The following is a 22,798-nucleotide window of genomic DNA, read 5'->3' on the forward strand; positions in this document are numbered from 1 at the left end:
GACGATCCAACCACAGCGTTAACTTTCTCAAGGCCGGAGACTTCATGGCTTCCTATCAGTACGTCTATCAGATGGACGGCGTGTCCAAGACCTATCCGGGCGGCAAGCAGGTCCTCAAGGATATCCGCCTGTTCTTCCTGCCCGGCGCCAAGATCGGTGTGCTGGGCCTGAACGGTGCCGGCAAGTCCACCCTGATGAAGGTCATGGCCGGCATCGATACCGAGATCAACGGCGAGGCGCGGGCCGCCGACGGCATCAAGGTCGGCTACCTGCCGCAGGAGCCGCAGCTCGACCCGAACAAGGACGTGGCCGGCAACGTCTTCGAGGGCGTGGCCGAGACCAAGGCGCTGCTCGACCGCTTCGAGGAGGTCAGCAACGCCTTCGCCGAGGCCGATCCCGACGAGATGGACAAGCTGATCGCCGAGCAGGCCGAGCTGCAGGAGAAGATCGAGGCCGCCGACGCCTGGGACCTGGACCGCACGGTGGAGATCGCCATGGACGCCCTGCGCTGCCCGCCGGGCGAGGCCGACGTGACCAAGCTGTCGGGCGGCGAGCGCCGCCGCGTGGCGCTCTGCCGGTTGCTGCTTCAGAAGCCGGACATGCTGCTGCTCGACGAGCCGACCAACCATCTGGACGCCGAGTCCGTGGCCTGGCTGGAGCGCTACCTGGAGGAGTATCCGGGCACCGTCGTGGCCGTGACCCACGACCGCTACTTCCTGGACAACGTCGCCGGCTGGATTCTGGAGCTGGACCGCGGCCGCGGCCTGCCCTTCGAGGGCAACTACACGTCTTGGCTGGAGCAGAAGGAAAAGCGCCTGGCCCAGGAAGAGAAGACCGAGTCCGGCCGCCAGAAGGTGCTGAAGCAGGAACTGGAGTGGATCCGCCAGAGCCCCCGCGCCCGTCAGGCCAAATCCAAGGCCCGCGTGCAGGCCTACGAGACCCTGGTGGCCGAGGCCGCCGACAAGGCGCCGGAGCCGGGCAGCATCTCCGTGCCTCCGGGGCCGCGTCTGGGCGACATGGTGATCGAGGCGCAGAACCTCTCCAAGGCCTTCGGCGACAAGCTGCTGATCGACGACCTGAGTTTCAAGATCCCGCCGGGCGCGATCGTCGGCATCATCGGCCCCAACGGCGCCGGCAAGACCACGCTGTTCCGCATGATCACCGGCCAGGAGCAGCCCGACAGCGGCAGCCTGAAGGTCGGCGACACGGTGAAGCTGGGCTACGTCGACCAGAGCCGTGACGCCCTGGACGGCAACAAGAACGTCTGGGAGGAGATTTCCGACGGCCTGGACGTGATCCAGCTCGGCAAGCACCAGACCCCGTCGCGCGCCTACGTCGGCGCCTTCAACTTCCGCGGCTCCGACCAGCAGAAGAAGGTCGGCCAGCTGTCCGGCGGTGAGCGCAACCGCGTCCACCTGGCCAAGATGCTGAAGGAAGCAGCCAACGTGCTGCTGCTCGACGAGCCGACCAACGATCTGGACGTCGACACCCTGCGCTCGCTGGAGGAAGCCATCTCCGAATTTCCCGGTTGCGTCCTGGTGACCTCGCACGACCGCTGGTTCCTGGACCGCATCGCCACCCACATCCTCGCCTTCGAGGGCGACAGCCAGGTGGTGTGGTTCGAAGGCAACTACGAGGCCTACGAGGAAGACCGGCACCGCCGGCTGGGCGCCGCCGCGGACCAGCCGCACCGCATCAAGTACAAGCCGCTGACACGTTAGCCGCGGCGCATACGAAAAAAGGGCCCCGGAAAGGGGCCCTTTTGCTTCGCGCTGCGCGCTGCCGCTACTGCTTCGGGGTGAAGGCGCCGGCGGCGACCTTTTCGCGCAGGGCTTCGGTCAGCGGCGGCAGCTTGCCGCCGTTGTTCTTCAGCACCGTGCCGTATTCGGAACGCAAAGTGATGGCCATGCTGACGCCTTCGGCGACGATGTCGAGGATCTTGAAGTCGCCGTCGGTCTCGCGCACCCGCCAGCTCACTTTGTAAGGCTCGCCCTCGGGGCGGTCGATACGGGAGTCGATCAGAACCATGTTGTCGTTGCGCGCGTCCATGGTGACGTTGCCGATTTTGAAGCGCTCGCTGCTGTTCTCGGCCAGCAGCGGCAGGAAACGCTGCACCATCGCATCCTCGAAGACCGCCAGGAAGGCCTGCTGGTCATCCGGCGAGGCGGCGCGCCAATAGCGGCCGATGACGAAGCGGCCGATGGCCGGCACGTCGAAGTTCTCGTTGAAGAGCTTGCGGAAGTGCTCTTCCTTTTCCTGATCGCTGATCGAGGCGTCGCCCAGGCGCGAGGCCGCCTTTTCCTGCAACTCCTCCAGGAAGCTCGCGGCCTGCTTGGTGTCGAGGGCCTGGGCGGCGGCCGGCAGCACGAGCAGCGCGAGGGCCAGCAGGCTGAAGGCGAGGGACGGTCTCAGGTCGCGACGGCGCATGGCTTTACTCCACGGAAGACGCGCTTTGCCCCGGAGCCGCCGGGAGTGCTTCCGAGAAGTCCGGCGTCTCGCCGGAAGATGCGCCGTTGTTGATCTCGTTCTCCCGGTTCTGACGATAGAGCGAGCGGATGCGGGCATAGAAATCCAGCGAGTCGGCTTCCAGCGAATCCAGTTCCTCGATGTTGCGCGAGCGGAAATCGATGCCGGTCGCCGCCGAGCGGCCCAGGTTGAACTCCTGGGGGGCGATATAGGTCAGCGGATCCAGGAAGATATCGACGATCCTGCCGGACCCGTCGCGCAGCGAGGAGGGGCCGAGGATGGGCAGCACCAGATAGAAACCCTCGCCCGCGCCGTAGGTGCCGAGCGTCTGCCCGAAGTCCTCGTCATGGTAGGGGTAGCCCGAGTCCGCGGCGATGTCGAAGAGGCCGAGCAGGCCGATCGTCGAATTGATGAAGAAGCGGGCGAAGGTGTTCTCCGCGCGCTCCAGGTCGCCCTGCAGAAGGTCGTTCGCCAGCACCACCGGGCTGCGCAGGTTGCGCAGGAAGTTGCGCACGGAATTGCGCACGCCGGTCGGCACGATGAAGCGGTAGGTCACCGCCACGGGCCGGATCACCGCGAAGTCCAACGCCTCGTTGAAGGCGAAGATCATGCGGTTGGGGATCTCCAGCGGGTCGTTGTCGTCCGGCTCCGGGCCGAAATCGCCCGATTCGCTTTCCGACCAGGCGTCGCCGCCGTCGCTTTGGCCGCCATCGCTCTGGCCGCCATCGCTCTGGGCGATCTGTGTCGACTGCGGATCGGCAGCCAGCGCTTCGCTGCGCGGCGCCCCCGTCTCAGGCGTGCCGGCGCAGGCGCCCAGGACGACGGAAACGGCGACAACGGCAAAGATGGACCGCAGAGCCTGCGGAAATGAGGAACTCAAACTACCCCCGAACAAAACCTTACCCCCGAAAAAGGCAGAACCGAAATGCCGCAGGTGAAACGACGCCGACGCGCGCCCGGGGGCGGTCCCCGATACGCGGTCAAACCGACCTGTGCAAAACCAGAAGATTCCCGGAACTCCACACCAATCAGAGCCTGAAAAACTGGCAAAATTCTCTTAAGGAACCCTTAGGCGCAAGCGACCGCGAACTGGCCGCTAACCATAGTTCCCCTATCACAGCGCGTTGTGCCTGACTAGTGATCTGGCTTCGCCGACTGTCGTCCCTTTGCATCACTGTTGCAAATTTGCATCAATTTGCGAGTCCGGTTGCCGCGGGGGCTGGCGGGGCTTCTCAGCCGGCGGGCGCCGAGGGCCTCGGCGCTTCGATCTCGGGGCGCACCAGCCGCCGGTAGAAAGGCAGCAGCATGGCGGGCAGCATGTACATCGGCAACTGCGCCACCGCGAAGTAGAGCACCACGTCGAAATCTGTGCCGGGTGGAAAGGCGGCCAGCAGCAACCCCATATTGCAGTTGCCGGAGATCAGCCCCACGGTCAGCGCCCGGCGGCGGCCCAGCCAGGCAAAAGCGAGGGTGCCGGCGATCTGCAGGGCCGGATTGGCGACGAAGGCGACGGCGAGCCACAGCGCCACCGTCATCGGCCGCGTCATCAGCGTGGCCGTGACGCCGTCCATGATCGCCACCGCGAAGACCAGCATGACCGCCACCACCAGTCCATCCAGGTGCGTGGCGACCCGGGGCAGGCGGTCGCGGCCGATCAGGCGGCGGATCACCAGGGCGGCGGCGAAGGCGGCGGCGACCACCAGCGACAGACGGGTCATGAACTCGACGACTCCGATGTCGAGTTCCAGGCCCAACAGCGCCAACGCCAGGGGCGGCACCGTCAGCGGCGTCAGCAGCGTGGCGGCGAGCGCGGCCACCAGCGCCAGGGCGCCGTCCAGCCCCAGGATCATGGCGATGGGTGCGGCGCTGAGGATCGGCGGGGCAGCCGCCATCAGCACCAGGGCGGTCGACAGGGCCGCCGGCAGGGGCAGGAAGGCGAGGACAGCGGCCGTGAGCAGCGGCGCGCCGAGCAGCAGCCAGGCGGTGATCACCACGGCCAGCCAGGGGCGGCGCAGATATCCCAGCATCACCTGCCAGTCGATGCGCACCAGGGTGGCGGTCAGCAGCACCGCCACCGCGGGCGCCAGGAGGGGACGCGCCAGCGCGGCCAGCGACGGCAGTGCGAGGCCGAGGAAAACCCCGATGAAAAGCACCCAGGTTGCGTGTCCGCCCAAGAAGGCGAGCAGTCGGCTCATGCTGTCCCCGTTTCGTTTCCCGGCGGCGGACGGGCTTGGCGACCCGCCCTCGTGAAGTGGCGACGCTAGCGGCTTTGACCCTCCGGGCCAATGCTCTATCGTGCTGCCCGCGGGCAATCCCGCTGCGAGACGAAAGCGGACGCGAGGGAGCCGTCACCATGATCGAAGCGCCATTCGACCAGCACCGTGCCGTCGTGCTGCCGGAATGGATCGACTACAACGGCCATATGAACGTGGCCTACTATCTGCTGGCTTTCGACCATGCGACCGATGCCTTTCTGGATTTCCTCGGCCTGGATGGCGCGCACCGCGAGGCCACCGGCGGCACCACCTTCGCCGGCGACATCCACCTCACCTACCAGCGCGAGGTGAAAGAGGGCGATCCTCTGCGCATCACCACCCAGTTGCTGGGCTACGACGAAAAGCGCATCCGCTTCTTCTGCCGCATGTACCATGCCGAAGAAGGCTTCCTGGCCTCGACCATGGAGAGCCTGAGCCTCTACGTCGACCTGAACCGCCGCCGGGTCTCGGTCATGCCGGCGCCGGTCCAGCAACGCCTGGCCGAGGTTTTCGCCGCCCACGGGAAGCTGGCCCCGCCGCCCGAGGCGGGACGGGTGATCGCCAAACCGCCGCTGGCCGGCATGCCGAGGCCGGCTTGAGGCGGCCTCCATGCTTGCGGCCGGTCAGTTTTCCATTGCCCTCGCGGGCGCGATGGTGATCCTTAGAGCCATGCTAGCTCAGCGTTTGTGGCTTCTTGCCTTGACCCTCCTGTTCCTGGCGCCGGCTTCCGAAGCTCTGGCCGACTGCACCGACCCGCCGTCGCCGGAGGTCAACTGGCGGCGCTGCGTCTTCGACAGACTGGAATTCCGCAAAGTCGACCTGACCGGCGCGGAGCTGCGCGACGCCAGCTTCTTTCGCGCCGACCTGAGTGAAAGCCGCTTCGACAACGTGAAGGCCTTCCGCGCCAAGTTCGTCAACGCGACGCTGGCCGGTGCCGGCTTTCCCGGAGCCGATCTGCGCGAAGCCGACTTGACCAAGGCCGACCTTTCCGGCGCGAACCTGGTGGCCACCGATCTGCGCCGGGCCCGCCTCTTCGAGGCCAACCTGCGCGGGGCCGATCTCACGGATGCCAAGCTGGGGGGCGCCGACCTGACCAACGCCGACCTGTCCGGCTCCACCTGGATCGATGGCGAGCGGACCTGCGGCGAGGGCTCCATCGGCCGCTGCAACTAGGCCGGCGCGGCATGCCGGGGCGAGGAGTTTTCCCACGCCATGCGGTCTATAGTGACTTCCCCGGACGTCAGCAGTGGTTTGTTGGTTCCCGATGTTCGCCGCCCGGACTTGAAACCAGGACTGAGGGTGTCATGAGCGCCGCCGTTCCAACCGCTGGCCGCCGCTTCCGAGCAACCGCCGCGGCCCCAGCACGCGCCGGGGCCGGGAGGGCCTGATGCAGACGCGCAAGATCAAGCGCCGTGTCCGGGTTTCCCTGCTGCGTTTCGGACGCAACGATCAAGTCGTGCTGTCGATCCTGGCCGTGGTGATCGGCGCTGCGGCGGGCGGCGCCGCCATCGCGTTCCGCGACGCCATCTCCGGCATCCAATGGCTCGTCTACGGTTTCGGCGGAGAGAACGTCGCCTCCCTGGCGGCCGGGCTGCCGTGGTGGCAGTTGCTGCTGGCGCCGGCGGCAGGCGGTCTGGTGATCGGGCTGTTCATTCGCTACGGCCTGCCGGACGGGCGGCCGCAGGGCGTGGCCCAGGTCATCGAAGCCTCGGCGCTGAACGATGCGCGCATGTCGCTCACCACGGGCATCCGCGCGGCGCTGGCCAGTGCAGCCTCCATCGGCGTCGGCGCCTCGGTCGGCCGCGAGGGCCCGGTGGTCCACCTCGGCGCCTCGCTCGGCTCCTGGGCGGCCAAGCGTCTGCATCTCGGCCGCGTGCTGGCGCGCACCCTGTTGGGCTGCGGCGTCGCCGCCGGTGTGGCGGCTTCCTTCAACGCGCCCATTGCCGGCTCCTTCTTCGCGCTGGAGGTCGTGGTGGGGCACTATGCGCTCTCGGCCTTCGCGCCCATCGTCATCGCCTCGGTGACCGGCACCTTGATCAGCCGCGCGCGCTACGGCGACTTCCCGGCCTTCATCCTGCCGGAGAACTGGACGATCGTTTCGTTTTGGGAGTTCCCGGCCTTCGCGATCCTGGGGCTGGTCTCGGCGCTGGCGGCGATCCTCTTCATGTGGTCGATCATGTTCACCGAGGACGCCGCCGCCAAGCTGCCGGTTCCTCCCTGGCTGCGCCCGGCGCTGGCCGGCCTGCTGGTGGGGGCGATTGCCCTGGTCTTCCCGCAGGTGTTGGGCGTCGGCTACGAGGCGACCGACGCCGCGCTGTCCGACAGCTACGAACTGTGGCTGCTGCTGGCGCTGATCGTCGCCAAGACGGCGGCGACGGCGATCTGCCTGGGCAGCGGCTTCGCCGGCGGCGTGTTCTCGCCCTCGCTGTTCATCGGCGCCATGGTGGGCGGCGCCTACGGCATCATCGCGACCCAGGCCTTCCCGGAGCTGTCCTCGGGCCACGGCGCCTACACCATCATCGGTATGGGCGCGGTGGCCGGCGCGGTGCTGGGGGCGCCGATCTCGACCATTCTGATGATCTTCGAGATGACCAACGACTACGAACTGACCATCGCCGTCATGCTGGCCACGGTCATGGCCAGCGTGGTGACGCAGCAGGTCCACAAGCGCTCCTACTTCATCTGGCAGTTGGAGCGCCGCGGCGTGTCGATCCGCGGCGGTCATCAGACCGGGCTGATGCGCCGCGTAAAGGTTTCCTCGGTGATGGATCACCGCTACTCGGCCGTCGCGCCGGAAACTCCCATCGCGCAGGTTCGGCTCAAACTCCAGGCCGCGCCCTGGGGAGAGCTTTTCGTCGTCGACGAGGAAGGCGTGCTTTCCGGCGTCATCACCTATGCCGACCTCCACGAGGCCGCCTTCGACACCAGTCACGATTCGGAATTGATCGCCAGCAACGTGGCCCGCAACGTGCCGGCCATGCTGCAGATCGGCGATCATCTCGAAAGCGCGGTCAAGGTGTTCAACGTGATCGGCGAGCCGCATATCCCGGTGGTCGGCGACAAGAAAACCATGGTGATGCGCGGACTGGTGCACGAGCACGAGGTCATGCTGGCCTATCAGCGCGCGTTGAACCAGGCCCGCGCCGAAGAGCGGGGCGAGGCGTCCTCCCGGCAGCGGACGTACCGGCCCTAGATCGGATCACGTTTAGACGGAACCACAATGTGGTCCCGTCTAAACGTGTGAATCCGGCCTATTTCAGAGCTATAGGGCAGATTCACAGGGCCGGCGGATCGCCTTCGGCGACTCCAGCCGACCCTGATCTGTCCTAGGGGCCGGGCCTGCCTGAGGAGAACGCTGCGGCCGGCTCAGGCGGCGGCCCGGACCCGGTTGGCGAAGCCGGCGCTGTCCTTGCTCTTGGCCTCCAACTGCTCGTAGAGCGCCAGCGGCGGGAAGCGCAGCAGGTGCTGAAGATCGCCGTGGCCCATCCACACCAACCATTCGTCATAGACTTCGTCGCTGTCCTTGCGGTGCCACAGGATGCCGCCCGGTTCCAGGTGCATGTAGCCTTCGCGCGCCGGCAGGCCCTTGCAGGCGGCCAGGGGATGCACCAAGCCGAACATGTAGTCCGGCGACCATGCCATGTGCGCCAGCGCCAGGGCCAGGCGCGGCAGCGCGGCGGTGAGGCCGTGCCCGCGATAGCCGCCGGGCCCGCCCTTCAGCCACAGTTCGCCGTGATAGCAGACCTTGCCGGTGATCCGGTGCGAGGCCGGCGTGGCGGCATAGTCGGTCCGCTCCAGATCGACCTCCACTCCCGGCGGGGCGTAGACGTGACGGTGCTGGTAGAGGTGCTCGGCCAGGCAGAGGCCGCTCATGTCCTCCAGGCGCACGGCTTGCAGATGCACCAGTTCGCCGTCGCTGCTGGTGCCCTTGATCCAGAAACCGTTGGCGCCGTTGAGCTCGGTTTCCTGGCAATCGAAGATCGGCGAAATCGGCAGCCGCTTCTGCTGCGCGCCGCGCAGTTGGCGGAAGGCCTCGAAGTCGGCACTGACTTCGATCTTCATGCCGTGCCGTCCGGCTATGTGGTCAATGTTGCTGATGTATTCGAATTGCTTGTAGAGATCACAAGGTGGCATTGGAAGATAATCCTTTGCTGGGGTGAGGTTCGCCAGCAAAGGTTAGCCAGAAATATTGCACAAGAATGCAATCTTAGTTTGGAAGCACTAAAAATTTACACCTAAATGTCGTCTTCCATCAGCAATTCCGCCGGCATTTCAGGTATCTCGTCCGGTGCGCGCCCGGAAATTTCCACCCGGTTCGTGCGGGCGACGAAGAGCGCCAAGGCGGGCTCCCCATCGGGAAAGACGCAGCCGAGGAGCAGGCGCTGGAAGCGTGCCGGGATGGCCTCGGCATTGCGGGCGCGCGGGATCAGGCCGGCGATATGGTCCAGGCGCGCACCGCCGGCGACGAAGACGCCGTGATAGGCCTGGGACATGAAGTTGTCGAAATCGGTGCCGACGGGATCGTCCTGCGAAAAGCGGCCGACGGCGCTCTTGGCCCATTCCCAGCCCAGCCAGGTGGCATAGGACGAGGATTCGCCGACCTCGACGCAGAGCCAGCTGTCCTGCAGGCGGCGGTAGACCAGGCGGTAGGCCTTGATGCTGGACATGGCCGGATGCTCGAGCTGCAGTTCGGCCTGCGACCAGGCTTCGAAGGCGCGGCGGAGCAGCGGCGGCGCGTCGACCCAGAGACGCCCGAGGTGGTGCTGCTGGGCATGGAAGCTGTAGCCCTTCTCGTCCTTGTAGGAGACCCGCTCCAGGGCGTCGCGGCTGCGCGCCCGCACCGACCTGTTGCGCAGCCAATCCTCGGTCTGGTCGAGGATCGCTTGCGCCTCCAGGCGGCATTGCACGCCCGCGTCGGTGAGGGAGTAGCTGCGGTTGCGCAACTCGAACAGCTTGGCGCCCTTCAACTCTTCCAGCGTGTTGATGTGACGGCGCACCGTCTGGCGCGTCACGCCCAGGCGCTGCACGGTTTCACTCAGATTGAGCGTGCTGGCCAGGGTCGTGAAGGACCTCAGGATCTCGAAGAGGGTTGAGGGTGTCGTTTCTTGCGGCACGGGGTTGGGGCGCTTTTCTCGCTGTTTGGCTCTGGCCGGCGGGTTTCCGCGTTGGGGTCAGTCTAGCAGGAACTTATCCTCAATTAGGAACAATTTTGTTCCGGTACTGCAAATTCGCCTTCACGGCCGGCAGAGAGAATCCTTTTTGCCGGCCAATCAATTTACCTCCTACGGTGAGGATTTGGTGAATTGATTCGCCCCAAAGTTTCATGGGATCAGTGTCTATGAATTCAGCGCTTCGGCAAGCGAGGTGGACGGCTTGGACCCCAGTGGCGAGATCATCGGAAAACAAATCGCCTTTGCAAGGGCTGAACGGAATCTCACCAGGCAGGATCTAGGCGTCATCCTCGGGATCAAGTCGGAGCAGCTCGAAAAGTACGAGTCCGGCAAGGAAGCCATGCCGGCGGGGTTGCTGTGCCGCCTGTCGGATGCCTTCGACCTGCCGGTCACCGCGTTTTTCCGGCCCGCGGCGGAGAGCGGCTCCGCCGGACGAGGGTAAGGGTCATAGTTTCGGGGAGGGCAGCCACTTTCCCCCGGCCGGCGTAGCCCCCAAGCTGCTGAGGCCAAGAGAAGGTGGCGGTCGTCAAGGTGCCGGTCGGATGCTGTCACATCCGGCCGGCACTTTTTTTGGTCCGTCCCCCTTCCGGGGGCGGCCTAATAGCTCGGATCGAGCTTCAGATAGTCGTAGCGGTCGCCGGAGGTGACGGTCACCCGCTGCGTGCCGAGGCGGCTGTCCAGCAGCGTCAGCGGCACTTCGACGCCGGCCTCTCCCAGCGCCCAGACGGCACGGTAGAATTCGGACAGGCTGGAGACGGCGTGCCCGTTTACCTCGGTGATGATGGCGTTGGCGGCGACGCCGGCGCGCGCGGCGGGTCCATCCGGCGCGACCCGGTTGATCAGCACGTGGCCGCGCAGTTCCTGGGCGTAGAGCCCCAGCCAGGGCCGCGCCGGCTTGGCCGAGCGGCCCTCGCGCAGCAGGTCTTCCATGATCGGCGGCAGGGCCGAGATGGGCACGAACATGTTGCCCGGGAAGGTCTCGCCCGGCCGGGCCGCGTCGGCCACGATCAGCGAGCCGATGCCCAGCAGCCGCCCGTCGGCGCCGATCAGCGCCGCGCCGCCGAAGCTGCGGTAGGGCGGGGCGGTGAAGATGGCGTCGGGCAGCAGGTACTCCCAATAGCCGGCGAACTCGCGGCGCGAGACCACCAGGGCCGCGCTGGGCCCGTCGGGACCGGCGACCAGAACCTGGGTCTCCTCGGGCAGCCGGGTGGAATCGCCCAGTTCGATGGGCGTGGCGTTCAGCTTGGCCAGCGGGCGCAGCAGGCCGAAGCCGGTGTCGTAGTCGTAGGCGACGACGTCGGCCGGCACCACCGAGCCGTCCTGCTCGACGATCTCCGTCTGCACCGCTTCCATGATCAGGTAGCCGATGGTGAGGACCAGGCCGTCTTCGCCGATGACCACGCCGCCGCCTTGGCGCTCGGCGCCCAGGGTCTCGGCGGTGCGCGCCGAGGGCGGCACCTTTGCGCGCACGCCGACGACCGCATTCAGCGGATTGCCGCGCGGCGCACCCTCGGCCGCCCCCAGGGGCGTCAGCGCGGCAAGGCCGAGGACGCCCAGAATCAGGAAACTCAACGTCTTGCCCATATTCCGGGCGGTCAACCTGGCAGGCATGCCGCTCTCCTCGTCGTGGCGGCATTCTCCCGGATTATTCAGACGATGCCGCTGACTCGGACATAGCGCGTCCTCGGAGCTTGTCCAGTGCGCGCCTCCCGGCGGGCTGCTCAGTCCTCCAGCAGGTAGGCGCCCTGGCGGTGGACCAGCGGCTCCTTGCCGACCACCTTGGCGATCGCCAGGCCCGGGCGCACGTAGCGGTGGCTGCGCCGCGACAGCACCAGGCCGCTGGCCTGGGTGGTGACGGCGGTGCGGGCGGCGCCGGGCGCGGCCGAGGGGTCGACGATCCAGGCGATGACGTCGCCGGCTTTCACCTCCTGGCCCAGTGTCACATTGTAGGCGATGACCCCGGCGGCCGGGCTGCGCACCGAGTCCGTGGCCTCCAGCGCCGTCGCCTCGCAGAGCGCGGCCGGCGGGGCCGGCGGCTGCCCGGCCACGGCGCCGAAACGCTGCAGGCTGTGGTAGAGCGCCTGGGCGTCGGCGCGGGCCGTGGCGTCGTCGACGTCGGCGCGCCCGCGCAGCTCCACCGTGCCGGAAAAACAGGCCGGCGGGATGGGCACGTCGGGAAAGCGCTCGGCCAGGCGGGTCCAGGGCGTCGAAAAGGTCTCGTCGAAGGAATTACCGCCGGAGTCCTCGGCCAGCAGTACCGCGCGGCATCCCAGGTCGGCGGCGAAGTCCGCCCCCTGCGGCCACAGCGCCGGGGTGAGGAAGAGGTGCATCAGCGCTTCGTCGTCGCAGTGCAGGTCCAGCACCACGTCGGCGTCGGCGGCCAGCCGCGCCAGGTGCAGGCGCAGCGACTGCAACTCGCTGCCGGCTTGCTGGGTGGCCAGTTGTTCGATCATGGCGTGGCGGATCACCGCCACGTTGCCGGCCTCGTCCTCGCTCAGCCTGTCCTTCACCGCCTCGACGATGGGCTCGTAGAGGTCGGGCCAGTTGCGGTTGAAGTTGCCGCCGCCGCCCTGCTCGTAGCGCCCCAGGTTCTCGCCGTTGGTGAACTGCGCCAGGCCGATGGGGTTGGCATAGGGCACCATGACGATCTCGCCCTGGATCTCGCCGCGCCGCTCGGCCTCCTCCAGCAGGCCGTAGAGATGGTGCTGGACCAGCAGGCCCGGGGTTTCGTCGGCGTGCAGCGCGGCCTGCAGATAGACCTTGGGCCGGGCGCCGGGGTTGCCGAAGCGGTGGACGTTGAGGTGCCGGGCGCTGCCGGGGCTGGCGGTCAGGAGAGGCAGGCATTCGCTGCGGACGGGCATGGGAAGATCCTGGGAGATGAGGGCGATGGGAAAGTGAGCAGCCGCATCAAAGGCCCGTGGCAGGATCGGGTCAAGAGGCCTATGCGGCGGGTGAAAAAAGTGCGCCTTACCGCGTGAGCCCGCCGCCCGGCTGCGCTATATAGGGGGCATGTCCGATCTTTTCGCGGCCCCCCCGGCGTCTTCGCAGGGCGTGGGGCCTTATCCCTATCTGGAGGCTCTCAATGAGGGCCAGCGCGCCGCCGTCGAGGCTCTCGACGGCCCGGTGCTGGTGCTGGCCGGCGCGGGCACCGGCAAGACCCGGGCCCTGACCACCCGCCTGGCCCACCTGCTGATCACCGGCAAGGCGCGCTCGCCGGGCGAGATCCTGGCCGTCACCTTCACCAACAAGGCGGCGCGGGAGATGAAGGACCGGGTGGCGGCCCTGCTGAACCGCGAGTCGGTGGAGGGCTGGTGGCTCGGCACCTTCCACGCCATCGCCGCGCGCATCCTGCGCCGCAACCCGGAGGCGGTGGGCCTGAAGAGCAACTTCACCATCCTCGACACCGACGACCAGATCCGCCTGATGAAGCAGATCCTGCAGGCCGAGAACGTCGACGAGAAGAAGTGGCCGGCGCGCGCCCTGCTGGCCATCATCGGGCGCTGGAAGGACCGCGGCCTGTCACCCGAGAAGGTATCGGCGGGCGAGGCCGGCGACTTCGCGCGCGGCCGCGCGGTGGAACTCTACAAAGCCTACCAGGAGCGCCTGCGCACTTTGAACGCCTGCGACTTCGGCGACCTGCTGCTGCACAACCTGACGCTCTTCCAGAACGAGCCGGAGGTGCTTGCCGACTACCACCGCCGCTTCCGCTACGTGCTGGTCGACGAGTACCAGGACACCAACGTCTCGCAGTATCTCTGGCTGCGCCTCCTGGCCCAGGGCCACAAGAACATCTGCTGCGTGGGCGACGACGACCAGTCGATCTACGGCTGGCGCGGCGCCGAGGTCGGCAACATCCTGCGCTTCGAGGAAGACTTCCCCGGCGCCAAGGTGGTGCGCCTGGAGCGCAACTACCGCTCCACCGGGCGCATCCTGGCCGCGGCCTCGGGCCTCATCGCCCACAACGAGGGGCGCCTGGGCAAGACGCTGTGGACCGAGGACGACGAGGGAGAGAAGCTCCGCCTGCGCGGCCTCTGGGACGGTGAGGCCGAGGCGCGCTTCGTCGGCGAGGAGATCGAGGCCCTTATCGCCCGCGACAAGACGCACCCGCTGAACCAGATCGCCATCCTGGTGCGCACCGGCGCCATGACCCGCGAGTTCGAAGAGCGCTTCATCACTCTGGGCCTGCCCTACCGGGTCGTCGGCGGCCCGCGCTTCTACGAGCGCCAGGAGATCCGCGACGCGCTGGCCTACCTGCGCGCGCTGCATCAGCCCGCCGACGACCTGGCCTTCGAGCGCATCATGAACAAGCCCAAGCGCGGCCTGGGCGACGCCACCCTGCAGACGCTTTACCAGGCCGCGCGCGCCGGCGGCGTGCCTCTGGCCCTGGCCGCGCGCCGCCTCGCCGACACCGACGAGCTGCGCCCGGCCGCGCGCCGCAGCCTGACCAAGCTGCTGGACGACTTCGACCGCTGGCGCGGGCTGATGGAGACCACGCCGCATCCGGAGCTGGCGGAGATCGTGCTGGAGGAGTCCGGCTACGTCGAGATGTGGCAGAACGACAAGTCGCTGGAGGCGCCGGGGCGGCTGGAGAACCTGAAGGAATTCGTCAACGCCCTGGGCGAGTTCGAGAACCTCGCCGGCTTCCTGGAGCACGTCTCCCTGGTCATGGAGGCGATCACCCAGGAAGGCCAGGACATGGTCACCATCATGACCCTGCACGCCGCCAAGGGCCTGGAGTTCGACACCGTCTTCCTGCCGGGCTGGGAGGAGGGGCTGTTCCCCAACCAGCGCGCCCTCGACGAGACCGGGCGAAGCGGCCTGGAGGAGGAACGCCGCCTTGCCTACGTCGGCCTGACCCGCGCGCGCAAGCGGGTCATCATCTCCTTCGCCGCCAACCGGCGCATGCACGGCTCCTGGGCCGCGGCCATTCCCTCGCGCTTCGTCGACGAGCTGCCCAAGGAGCAGGTCGAGGTGGAGAGCGACCAGGGCGTCTACGGCGCCGCGGCGTCGGCTTTTGGCGGCATGGGGGACGGTTGGGGCGGTGCCGAGTGGCGCGAGGCGCGGGTCAGTCCCGGTCTGCATCGCGCGCGCCAGCGCCGGGACAAGGGCTCCTCGCCCTTCATCGACGTGGTGCCGACCCGGGTCGAGACCATCGGCAGCGGCGCCTTCCAGCGCGGCGACCGGGTGTTCCATCAGAAATTCGGCTACGGCAGCATCAAATCCGTCGAGGGCGAGCGCCTCAACATCAGCTTCGACAAGGCCGGCGAGAAGAAAGTCATCGCCAGCTTCGTGGTGCCCGCCGACCAGGCCGGCTGAGTTCCCTTTCCACCTGACAGAGACAGCTTCCCGTGAGTGCGACCTACTGTTTGTCCCTGAGCGTCCCTGCACAGACGTTGGACACCTTCGAGGCGATCTTCGAACCCCTGGACGGCGCCATCGTCACCGGCGCGCGCGACAGCGTCGGCATCGTGCCCTGGCAGCTCTACCTGGCCGAACGGCCGGAGGACGCCGAGGTCGAACGCCTGATCGCCATCGCCTGCGAAGTTGCGGATCTTGCGGAAACGCCCGCCTACAGCCTGGAGGCGTTGCCCGATATCGACTGGGTGGCGGAGAGCCAGAAGGCGCTGCCGCCGATCGCCGCCGGGCGCTTTCGCGTCCGCGGCTCCCACGTCACCGAGCCGGCGCCGCCGGGCGCCATCGACCTGTTGATCGACGCCAACGCCGCCTTCGGCACCGGACGCCACGAAACCACGCGCGGCTGCCTCCTGGCCCTGCAGGACATCGCCAAGAAGCGGCCGGTCGGCCGGCCGATCACCCGCATCCTCGACATGGGCTGCGGCTCCGGCGTGCTGGCCATGGCGGCGGCCAAGCTGTGGCCCTGCCGGGTGCTGGGCGTCGACAACGACGCGCCCTCCATCAGGGTCGCCCAGGAGAATCTCGAGGCCAATGGCGTCGCCGACACGGTGCATTTGTTGCTGGGCGACGGTTTCAAGGACGCGCGGGTGCGCCGCGAGGGACCCTACGAGCTGATCCTCGCCAACATCCTGGCCGAGCCGCTCTGCGCCATGGCCCGGGAGGTGACGCGCCACCTCGCCCCCGGCGGCACGGTGATCCTCTCCGGCCTCTTGATCTCCCAGGAGCGCCAGGTCACCGCCCGCTACCGCGCCGCCGGCTTGGCGCTGGTGAAGCGCTATCGCCTGGGCGAGTGGTCGACGCTGGTGCTGGGCGGCGGCGTGTGAAATGACACCGGCGGCGCTTCCGTCATGGAGGCGCCGCCGGCCGCCGCCTCTCGGCAGCTACGTCCTTCCGGTTTGGATTAAGCGGGGAGGACGATCTCGGGGCAGGAAGCTCTGCCGCTGTTGATTTGGGATGTTCCGCGGGGTTTTCCAGTCGCCTTTTGGCTGTTCCGGCGGAAGAAATTCTCAACTTTTCGTGTTGTGGCCGGAGCTGAGAAGCGACGGCGGCGCCTCCTTCTTGGAAGCGCCGCCGGGTGCCGCCGTCCTGGCGGCGGGAGCGGGATGGTCCTTGCGGGACCGCGCTCCGGTTCTCGTCCCGTGGCTAACCGTGTTCAGACGAGCTTTTCTTGCGGCTTCCCGGATGCCGGCCTCAGGCGGCCGGACGGTCGAGGTTCTGATTGGCCGCCTGCTGCAGGCTGCGGCGTACTTCCACCAGGGCCAACAACTGGGCCGGAACGGGTTCTGCCGCCGGGATGCCGGCGATGCCGGCCGTCGCGCCGGTGGTATCCGGGGTCCGGCCGGACGAGAGCGCGTCGACGATGTCGGGAATCTCCGCGCGGGAGATGCCGATGTCGGCGAGCATTTCGTCGGACAGGGCCGAGAGCTCACGCAGGGTGCGGCGGCGGTTCACTTCGCGCGCGGCCCAGGCGGCCAGCCCGTGCCAGGCGGAATTGCCGCCGCTCGGGGCCGCATCGCCGGAGGCGTCGCAGCTCAGCGCCGCGGTCGCGGCGATCTCCGCGCGGTCCACGCCGATGTCGTTCAGCATACGATCGTCGAGCGCGGTCAGGGCCTTCAGGGTGCGGCGGCACTGCCGGCGGCGGCGCCAGGCGGCGAAGAAGGCGGAGAGGCCGCTCCGGAGGGCGATGGCTCGGGCAGCGCTGCGCAGGTGATCGGCGATGTACTCGGCCCGCAGGGTCCGGGCCGTGTTGATGACAGTATCGACGTCAAGGGATCGCTGATCCCACCGCACTGCCTCGCTGCCGACAGGGCGACCGGGGAAATCAGATAGGCGGGTCATGACAAAGGACTCCAAAAAACGCGGCTTTATGGTTTTCGAAAAGGGTTCGGGAATTGCGGCTGCCGAAGGGGCTTGCCAAGTCGGGCGCGAGCCCTGACCTTCAAAGAAGAGATGAGGGGAGCGGCAAAGGCTTGAAAGCGAGTTTTTCGCACTGCAGCATTGCAGCTCCTGCATGAGTGCCGATGGATGATCGAGGAAAGACCTGATTCTATGGCGAAAACCGAGGCTCTTGACGTTACCGCCGAGACTGCCGCCGGCCGCTTGGCCGCTCTGCGCGCGGAACTGGCCCAGTGCGGCGTGGACGGTTTCCTGGTCCCGCGCGGCGACGAGCATCAGGGAGAATATGTGCCCCCTTCGGCCGAACGCCTGGCCTGGCTGACCGGCTTCAAGGGCTCGGCCGGCATGGCCTGCGTGCTGAGCGGGGCGGCGGCGATCTTCGTCGACGGGCGCTACACCCTGCAGGTCCGCCAGGAGGTCGAGGAGAGGCTCTTCACGCCGCGCCACGTCACCGAGGAGCCGCTGTCGGAGTGGCTGAAGGAGAACCTGCGCCCCGGCCAGCGCCTGGCCTACGATCCCTGGCTCCACACCGAGGACCAGGTGCGCCGCCTGGAGAAGACGCTGGACGGCCTCGGCGCCAGTCTGGTGGCCCTGGAAGAGAACCCCCTGGACGCCGTCTGGCGCGACCGCCCGGCGCCGCCCAAGGCCGAGATCCAGCTGCACGACCTGGCGCTGGCCGGGCGCAGCAGCGCCGACAAGCGTGAGGAATTGGGCGGCGAGCTGGACAAGGCCGGTGTCGCCGCGGCGGTGCTGACCCTGCCGGACTCCATCGCCTGGCTGCTGAACGTGCGCGGCGGCGACGTCACCCACTCGCCGCTGCCGCTGTCCTTCGCCCTGCTGTACGCCGACGGCGGCGTGGAATGGTTCGTCGATCCCGACAAGCTGACCCCGCAGGTGGTCCAGCAGCTCGGCAACGCCGTTTCCATCGAGGCGCCGGAGCGCCTGGGCGACAGCCTCAGCCGCCTCGGCAAGGCCGGGCACAAGGTGCTGGCCGACCCCGCCACCGCGGCGCGCTGGATCTTCGAGCGCCTGCGCGCGGCCGGGGCCGAGGTGCTGCCGGGCGCCGATCCCTGCCTGCTGCCCAAGGCCTGCAAGAACGCGGCGGAGCTGGAGGGCATGCGGCGCGCCCACCGGCGCGACGGCGCCGCGGTCAGCCGCTTCCTGCATTGGCTGAGCGTGGAGGCGGAGGCGCGCGCCGCGGGCGACAGCGATGGGGGGCCGGTCAGCGAGATGGAGGCGGCGAAGAGGCTGGAGGCGTTCCGCGCCGAGACCGGGGAACTGCGCGACCTTTCCTTCGACACCATCGCCGGCTCGGGCCCGAACGGCGCCATCGTCCACTACCGGGTCAGCGAGGAGAGCGACCGGGCGTTGGGGCAAGGGGAGCTGTTCCTCTGCGATTCCGGCGGCCAGTATCCCGACGGCACCACCGACATCACCCGCACGCTGGCCATCGGCGCGCCCAGCGAGGAAATGCGCCGGCGCTTCACGCTGGTGCTCAAGGGCCACATCGCGCTCGCGCGGGCGCGTTTTCCCAAGGGCACCTCGGGCAGCCAGCTCGACAGCCTGGCCCGCTATGCCCTGTGGCAGGAAGGCCTCGACTACGACCACGGCACCGGCCACGGCGTGGGCAGCTACCTGAACGTCCACGAGGGGCCGCAGCGCATCTCCAAGCTGCCCAACAGCGTCGCCCTGAAGCCGGGCATGATCGTCTCCAACGAGCCGGGCTACTACAAGACCGGCGCCTACGGCATCCGCATCGAGAACCTGGTGGCGGTGACCGAGAGCCCGCGCGGCGAGGGGGAGGAGCGCGAGATGCTGGCCTTCGAGACCCTGACGCTGGCGCCCATCGACCGGCGGCTGGTGCTACGCGATCTGCTCAGCGCGGAGGAAGCGGCTTGGCTGGACAGCTACCACGCAAGGGTGCGCGCGGAGATCGCTCCCCAGTTGGAGGGAGCGGCAAGGTCCTGGCTGGAAGCGGCGACGGCGCCGCTGGCGGAATAGCGGCGGCCAAGAGCGGATCAGGGGCAGCCGGAATCGCCAACTGCGATCCACCGGCCCTGTGAGTCCGGTCTAGCCGGCCTTCTCGGCGCCGGTTTCGAACAGGGCCTTCATGTAGGCGTGCTGGATGTCCTGGATGTGGCGGGCGATATCGGCCAGGTCCTGGCCGATGCGCTCGGCCATCTGCAGGTCTTCGCTGATATAGAGGTCGGTCGGCTCGGCCCAGCGCTGCGTCATGTGAATGAGCGCCCGGTAGGCTGCCTTCTCATGGGACTTGTCCCCACGGCCCAGTTCCTGGACCTGGTCGAGAATGAATTCGAGGCTATCGTCGGCCGTCAGCATGGTCCTGCCCAGTGTAGCTGTTGCCCGGCGAAACTACGCGGAAGCTGGTAAAAAGACTGTTTAGCTCACTGAAAGAACGGCTCGAATCCGACGATTTTTGCCGCACCCGCGTGTGTCCTGCGTGCGTGGTTCGCCCGGAGGATGAAGGATTTGATCTTCGGGCCTGACGACGGGATCGATCCAGTTGAGTGAACTAAACCATAAGGATTAGCGCACGTTAGGATTCCTCAACGATCACGCTGGCCGGCAAGCGGCCCCTTTCCGGCGGCGGCGCTGGACGATGACGAGATTGGCCCGCTCAGCTAGTGTGCCACAGGCTGCCAGTGGGGCGCCGGCTCGCCTCTGCGAATGCCGTCGTTCAGCCAATGGTCCCATTCCGCGTCGATGTTTGCATAGGTGCCATCGCGGCGGATTTCTCTCAGCCCCTGATCGAGCAGTTCGGCAAGTTCCGTCGAGCGGCCGCCGAGGCGCTTGGAAAAAGATATAAAAAGGTCCACTTCCGCGAGGCGGAGTATCGGTACCGGGGCGGGATCTATGCGCCGGGCATTCCTGCTGATGTGATACTTGGCGACTTTTTCGTAAACCAGGGCAAAGTCCGCCCGTTTGCGAGCGACCAGTGCGAGTGTCTGGAGATCCGACTCGACGTTGATCTTGTTGATCGATGTGTTTGCATCCAATTCATCGGTATAGGTGTAGCCGCGCACGATGGCGACGGTTCCCTTGGCGATGTCGTCGACCTTGAAGTCGCTGCCACGCTCGGGATGGGCGTAGACGAGAAGGCGGCTCTGGAACAGCGGCTCTTGGTGAAAAATGAAAAGCTTGAGATTCTCCGGCGAGTTGCTCGTGTTGAAACAGCCGACCTGCCGTCCGGCCTCGACCTCCCTGCGGCAGCGCGCATAGGGTGAAATCAAAAACCTCACCTTGCAGCCGACTGCATGATAGGCAGCTGAGATGATATCGAGAGAGATTCCGCGAAGCTCTCCCTCGTAGAGTCCCGAATATGGGAACCAGGCATCTTCCGCTGCGATTTCAGGGGCTTCGAATACCGGACAAGCGTCATCCGCGTTTGCCGGGTTTGCCCAAGCCGGCAAAATCACAATAAGGCCGAGCCTCAGGAATTTGCGCATCGCTAGCCGCATTGCCGGATCTAGTCATTATGATGTAGCTCAATCTACTAAAATTTGTTGTCATCTGGGTAGGGTGTCATGGCCTTCGCTTCGAGGTTGAATGAAGAGGTCATTTGCCTTCTATGCGGCATCATTTCGTGAGATAGCAGCGCCTCATTCAGGCGGGCGCAACAAGCGGCGCTGATGCCATGACTAGCAGATGAAATCGCGGATTTGCAGCGACCAGCAAGAAGCAATCATGTCGAAAAGCAGCGTTCCGTTCTTTCGGCGGCTCTCTGTGAAACAGGCCCAAGTTGCAGTCGCACTGGCCTTGGTGATCGGTCTTGTCTTCGCAACTACTCAGATCCTCCTTGATGCCAGTGAAGAACAGGAGCGGCTTCGTCGGGATGCGGAAGCGATTCTGGACTATTCGGAGCGGACGGCTGCTAGGGCTGCCTACCGGCTCGACACCTTGGCCGCGCAGGAGCTCGCCGAGAGCCTGCTGAGCGATCCGGCCATCGTGCTGGTTCAATTGACGGACGACTTCGGGGACCAGTTGGCGCGAGTGCAGCGAGCGGTCGACCCGGATCAGTCGGCCATTGCGGGCTTCCTGCTCGGGTCCGACACGGTTTCCTTTTCCCGCGTCCTCAGGGTCCGAGAGCCGGAGGCCAACGTCGGCGATCTGCTGATCAAGCTCGACCCTGTCGCCGCTGCGCCCGGATTTGAAAAGAGGACCATCAACGCGATGATCTCCGGCGTCGCGAAGAGCATGCTGCTCTCCGTGATTCTGCTGATCGTCTATCAAGCTATGGTGACCCAGCGAATTACCAGGCTGGCTGAGTCGGTCCGTGTTGCGAAGCAGCCATCGGATTTGCCGGCGAAGGGCGACGAACTGGACCACTTGAGCCAGCAGATGAAGCAGTGGTCGGACGAACTCAGGGCAGCGGCCGGGCGGGCGGAGATCGCAAACAATGCCAAGTCGATCTTTCTGGCCTCAATGAGCCACGAGATGCGGACGCCTCTCAACGCCATCATCGGCTTTGCCGAGGCGTTGGAGCTGGGGATCGGCGCCGATAGTGAGGTGTGCCGCCGCGCCTATCTGGAAAACATCATTAAGGGCGGCCGCCTGCTCAGTACTTTACTCGGGGATATCCTCGATTTTGCACGGGTCGAAGCCGGTTCGATCGATCTTGATCTTGTTCTTTTGTGTCCCGCGGAGGAAATCGAGAGCAGTCTGTGGCTGATCCGTGAACTTGTCGAACAGGAAGGGCTTACCCTGTTTACGAGCGTGCAGACGGACCAGAGGATCATGGCGGATCGCGCGCGCCTGCGGCAGATTGTTCTCAACTTCGTATCCAATGCGGTGAAGTACAACAAGGCTGGAGGGCATGTCGAGGTTGGTTGCGAAGCCATGCCCAACGGTGTGCTCCGCTGTTTTGTCCGGGACAGCGGCATCGGCGTTCCGCGAGAGAAGATGAGCGGGATTTTCGACGAGTTCGATCGCGGGGAGAATCAGTGCAGAGATATACCCGGCGCCGGCCTGGGATTGTCGATTTCCAAGGTTCTGACCGAAGTCATGGGCGGCAAGGTCGGCTGCGAGAGCAAGCCCGGTGAAGGATCGGTTTTCTGGGCGGAGTTTCCCATCGTGTATGCCGAAGAGGAATCGGCCGTGGCTGAATAGGAGCCGGTTCGCGCGACGCGGCTTCCAGTCGGGGTTGTGCAGTTGGCGCAGATGGGCGTCGCGATACAGTGAATGGCGGAGATCCATCCGTGCTTGGCTTCACGGTATCGGTTCTGCTCTACGGAGTGCGCCCGGCTGAGGGAGGGCGTGACGATTCCCACAGCAAGGCATGCGAGATGGCGCTAGTTATGAGGTGAGCATTCTTTTCGGCAGTTTTTTGGTACCCGCTTTCCGACGGCTTTCCTGCAATTCCAGGAGGCATTGATGAATAAGATTGAACCCGGGCACCCGAGAGTCGAAGTCGATAGTTCGCGCTACGAATTCTCGCCACTCGTGAGTCTCGTGCTGGAAACGGCGACATGGATCCATCAACGCCATGCGAAGCGAGGTAGGTCCCAGGTCTCTCCAAGCGACCGTTTCGGCGCGCCGCCGTCGCTATTGCGGGTCGTCGGCCGTGAGCCGTCCTCG

General features: G+C 66.5%; 19 protein-coding genes. 9 read left to right on the forward strand and 10 right to left on the reverse strand.

Annotated elements, in window-relative coordinates; genetic code table 11:
• Positions 1–44: 44 nt before the first annotated feature.
• On the forward strand, positions 45–1,721 hold the full coding sequence (gene ettA, locus AAFN88_RS07170; RefSeq protein WP_347519391.1) for an energy-dependent translational throttle protein EttA: 1,677 nt from the start codon (positions 45–47) through the stop codon (positions 1,719–1,721).
• A 64-nt stretch (positions 1,722–1,785) separates the two neighbouring features.
• On the opposite strand, the gene AAFN88_RS07175 is transcribed toward ettA, so the two are convergent.
• The 3 genes from AAFN88_RS07175 to AAFN88_RS07185 form a co-directional block, all read right to left on the reverse strand.
• A complete protein-coding gene (locus AAFN88_RS07175) occupies positions 1,786–2,427 on the reverse strand; it encodes an ABC transporter substrate-binding protein (protein ID WP_347519392.1) in 642 nt (213 codons plus the stop codon).
• Positions 2,428–2,431: 4 nt separating this feature from the next.
• On the reverse strand, positions 2,432–3,346 hold the full coding sequence (locus tag AAFN88_RS07180; RefSeq protein ID WP_347519394.1) for a VacJ family lipoprotein: 915 nt from the start codon (positions 3,344–3,346) through the stop codon (positions 2,432–2,434).
• 352 nt (positions 3,347–3,698) lie between these two features.
• Complete coding sequence (locus AAFN88_RS07185; protein ID WP_347519396.1) at positions 3,699–4,661, reverse strand: hypothetical protein; 963 nt, start codon at positions 4,659–4,661, stop codon at positions 3,699–3,701.
• A gap of 158 nt (positions 4,662–4,819) precedes the next feature.
• Here AAFN88_RS07185 and AAFN88_RS07190 point away from each other — a divergent pair, with 158 nt between their 5' ends.
• The 3 genes from AAFN88_RS07190 (at position 4,820) to AAFN88_RS07200 (ending at position 7,914) form a co-directional block, all read left to right on the forward strand.
• Complete coding sequence (locus tag AAFN88_RS07190; protein ID WP_347519398.1) at positions 4,820–5,320, forward strand: thioesterase family protein; 501 nt, start codon at positions 4,820–4,822, stop codon at positions 5,318–5,320.
• 100 nt (positions 5,321–5,420) lie between these two features.
• Complete coding sequence (locus tag AAFN88_RS07195) at positions 5,421–5,894, forward strand: pentapeptide repeat-containing protein (RefSeq protein ID WP_347519401.1); 474 nt, start codon at positions 5,421–5,423, stop codon at positions 5,892–5,894.
• 214 nt (positions 5,895–6,108) lie between these two features.
• Positions 6,109–7,914, forward strand: a complete 1,806-nt coding sequence (locus tag AAFN88_RS07200) for a chloride channel protein (RefSeq protein WP_347519403.1) — start codon at positions 6,109–6,111, stop codon at positions 7,912–7,914.
• Positions 7,915–8,087: 173 nt separating this feature from the next.
• On the opposite strand, the gene AAFN88_RS07205 is transcribed toward AAFN88_RS07200, so the two are convergent.
• Positions 8,088–8,855 (reverse strand): hypothetical protein, encoded by a 768-nt coding sequence (locus AAFN88_RS07205; RefSeq protein WP_347519406.1) that lies wholly within the window; start codon positions 8,853–8,855, stop codon positions 8,088–8,090.
• Positions 8,856–8,956: 101 nt separating this feature from the next.
• A complete protein-coding gene (locus AAFN88_RS07210) occupies positions 8,957–9,835 on the reverse strand; it encodes a LysR family transcriptional regulator (protein WP_347519408.1) in 879 nt (292 codons plus the stop codon).
• A 259-nt stretch (positions 9,836–10,094) separates the two neighbouring features.
• On the opposite strand from AAFN88_RS07210, the gene AAFN88_RS07215 reads away from it, so the two are divergent.
• On the forward strand, positions 10,095–10,334 hold the full coding sequence (locus AAFN88_RS07215; RefSeq protein WP_347519409.1) for a helix-turn-helix transcriptional regulator: 240 nt from the start codon (positions 10,095–10,097) through the stop codon (positions 10,332–10,334).
• 155 nt (positions 10,335–10,489) lie between these two features.
• On the opposite strand, the gene AAFN88_RS07220 is transcribed toward AAFN88_RS07215, so the two are convergent.
• Entirely contained in the window at positions 10,490–11,503 is a 1,014-nt protein-coding gene (locus AAFN88_RS07220) for a S1C family serine protease (RefSeq protein WP_347519411.1), read from the reverse strand.
• 110 nt (positions 11,504–11,613) lie between these two features.
• Complete coding sequence (locus tag AAFN88_RS07225) at positions 11,614–12,753, reverse strand: succinylglutamate desuccinylase/aspartoacylase family protein (protein WP_347519413.1); 1,140 nt, start codon at positions 12,751–12,753, stop codon at positions 11,614–11,616.
• Positions 12,754–12,901: 148 nt separating this feature from the next.
• Here AAFN88_RS07225 and AAFN88_RS07230 point away from each other — a divergent pair, with 148 nt between their 5' ends.
• Both AAFN88_RS07230 and AAFN88_RS07235 read left to right on the forward strand, forming a co-directional pair.
• Complete coding sequence (locus tag AAFN88_RS07230) at positions 12,902–15,208, forward strand: UvrD-helicase domain-containing protein (RefSeq protein WP_347519415.1); 2,307 nt, start codon at positions 12,902–12,904, stop codon at positions 15,206–15,208.
• Positions 15,209–15,240: 32 nt separating this feature from the next.
• Complete coding sequence (locus tag AAFN88_RS07235; RefSeq protein ID WP_347519417.1) at positions 15,241–16,131, forward strand: 50S ribosomal protein L11 methyltransferase; 891 nt, start codon at positions 15,241–15,243, stop codon at positions 16,129–16,131.
• A gap of 367 nt (positions 16,132–16,498) precedes the next feature.
• Here the strand turns inward: AAFN88_RS07235 and AAFN88_RS07240 are convergent, their stop codons facing one another.
• A complete protein-coding gene (locus AAFN88_RS07240; RefSeq protein WP_347519418.1) occupies positions 16,499–17,146 on the reverse strand; it encodes a DUF1127 domain-containing protein in 648 nt (215 codons plus the stop codon).
• Between the two features lie 210 nt (positions 17,147–17,356).
• Between AAFN88_RS07240 and AAFN88_RS07245 the strand changes: the two genes are divergently transcribed.
• Positions 17,357–19,204, forward strand: coding sequence for an aminopeptidase P family protein (locus AAFN88_RS07245; protein WP_347519420.1), 1,848 nt, complete (start codon positions 17,357–17,359; stop codon positions 19,202–19,204).
• Between the two features lie 69 nt (positions 19,205–19,273).
• On the opposite strand, the gene AAFN88_RS07250 is transcribed toward AAFN88_RS07245, so the two are convergent.
• Entirely contained in the window at positions 19,274–19,543 is a 270-nt protein-coding gene (locus AAFN88_RS07250; RefSeq protein ID WP_347519421.1) for a hypothetical protein, read from the reverse strand.
• Between the two features lie 302 nt (positions 19,544–19,845).
• A complete protein-coding gene (locus AAFN88_RS07255) occupies positions 19,846–20,670 on the reverse strand; it encodes an ABC transporter substrate-binding protein (RefSeq protein WP_347519422.1) in 825 nt (274 codons plus the stop codon).
• Positions 20,671–20,908: 238 nt separating this feature from the next.
• On the opposite strand from AAFN88_RS07255, the gene AAFN88_RS07260 reads away from it, so the two are divergent.
• Positions 20,909–22,330, forward strand: a complete 1,422-nt coding sequence (locus AAFN88_RS07260) for an ATP-binding protein (RefSeq protein WP_347519423.1) — start codon at positions 20,909–20,911, stop codon at positions 22,328–22,330.
• The last annotated feature ends 468 nt before the right edge of the window (positions 22,331–22,798 follow it).

The organism is Pelagibius sp. CAU 1746, from assembly GCF_039839785.1.
Taxonomy (GTDB): domain Bacteria; phylum Pseudomonadota; class Alphaproteobacteria; order Kiloniellales; family Kiloniellaceae; genus Pelagibius.

Excerpts from the sequence above, each read along its gene's own strand:
- ettA (WP_347519391.1), top strand. The coding sequence starts at position 45 with ATGGCTTCCTATCAGTACGTCTATCAGATGGACGGCGTGTCCAAGACC.
- AAFN88_RS07175 (WP_347519392.1), bottom strand. The coding sequence starts at position 2,427 with ATGCGCCGTCGCGACCTGAGACCGTCCCTCGCCTTCAGCCTGCTGGCC.
- AAFN88_RS07185 (WP_347519396.1), bottom strand. The coding sequence starts at position 4,661 with ATGAGCCGACTGCTCGCCTTCTTGGGCGGACACGCAACCTGGGTGCTT.
- AAFN88_RS07190 (WP_347519398.1), top strand. The coding sequence starts at position 4,820 with ATGATCGAAGCGCCATTCGACCAGCACCGTGCCGTCGTGCTGCCGGAA.
- AAFN88_RS07200 (WP_347519403.1), top strand. The coding sequence starts at position 6,109 with ATGCAGACGCGCAAGATCAAGCGCCGTGTCCGGGTTTCCCTGCTGCGT.
- AAFN88_RS07205 (WP_347519406.1), bottom strand. The coding sequence starts at position 8,855 with ATGCCACCTTGTGATCTCTACAAGCAATTCGAATACATCAGCAACATT.
- AAFN88_RS07220 (WP_347519411.1), bottom strand. The coding sequence starts at position 11,503 with ATGCCTGCCAGGTTGACCGCCCGGAATATGGGCAAGACGTTGAGTTTC.
- AAFN88_RS07225 (WP_347519413.1), bottom strand. The coding sequence starts at position 12,753 with ATGCCCGTCCGCAGCGAATGCCTGCCTCTCCTGACCGCCAGCCCCGGC.
- AAFN88_RS07230 (WP_347519415.1), top strand. The coding sequence starts at position 12,902 with ATGTCCGATCTTTTCGCGGCCCCCCCGGCGTCTTCGCAGGGCGTGGGG.
- AAFN88_RS07240 (WP_347519418.1), bottom strand. The coding sequence starts at position 17,146 with ATGACCCGCCTATCTGATTTCCCCGGTCGCCCTGTCGGCAGCGAGGCA.
- AAFN88_RS07245 (WP_347519420.1), top strand. The coding sequence starts at position 17,357 with ATGGCGAAAACCGAGGCTCTTGACGTTACCGCCGAGACTGCCGCCGGC.
- AAFN88_RS07250 (WP_347519421.1), bottom strand. The coding sequence starts at position 19,543 with ATGCTGACGGCCGACGATAGCCTCGAATTCATTCTCGACCAGGTCCAG.
- AAFN88_RS07255 (WP_347519422.1), bottom strand. The coding sequence starts at position 20,670 with ATGCGCAAATTCCTGAGGCTCGGCCTTATTGTGATTTTGCCGGCTTGG.
- AAFN88_RS07260 (WP_347519423.1), top strand. The coding sequence starts at position 20,909 with ATGTCGAAAAGCAGCGTTCCGTTCTTTCGGCGGCTCTCTGTGAAACAG.